Raw genomic sequence first — 563 nt, 5'->3', positions numbered from 1 at the left:
TTTTTATTTTTTCTTTTAACAAGATAAAAAGAGCGTGGGAGTAAAGTCCGAGCTTTAGGTAACGGACAAAATATCTGCAAAATAATCAACAAACAATAAAAAGGCGAAATTATAGGGTTCGATTTTTATATGTAGCGAAAAATCATAATTCTCGATACTATTTTAATTCCTTTTAGTCATTAAAATCACTCGAATTGACAACGTTTTTAAATAGATACTGAATTATAGGAAAACAGCTAATTATATAAAATTACGACTTAAATTTCATCCCTAAATGCACTACTTTTTTAGTTTCGTAGAAATCTTATTCAAAGAAATCTGGTAAAATATAAATAGTTGCTGAGGTGTATTTTTCTAATTCTTCCGATAAATCACCACCTTTTAAATATAAGATTCCGTTTTTTGAATCGTGATTTTGTTTTTTAGCGATTTTGCCTTTTGTCCAACCAACAAAAGTTTCCATTTGTGCCACTGCTCTACTTACAATAAGATCGTAAGTATCTTTTACTTCTTCTACACGTCCGTTGGTAGTTTTTACGTTTTGTAAACCTAAACCTTCTACA

At 29.3% G+C, this 563-nt stretch carries 1 protein-coding gene; it reads right to left on the bottom strand.

All coding sequences use genetic code 11. From position 1 onward, the window contains the following. Positions 1-304: 304 nt before the first annotated feature. Positions 305-563, bottom strand: a 259-nt coding sequence (locus GCE9029_RS27185) for an RsmG family class I SAM-dependent methyltransferase (protein ID WP_197475432.1), incomplete at its 5' end; no start/stop codon positions are given.

Origin of the sequence: Grimontia celer (genome assembly GCF_900055185.1) — a bacterium.
In the GTDB taxonomy this organism is placed as follows: domain Bacteria; phylum Pseudomonadota; class Gammaproteobacteria; order Enterobacterales; family Vibrionaceae; genus Enterovibrio; species Enterovibrio celer.
This window is presented reverse-complemented; position numbering and strand designations above follow the sequence as displayed.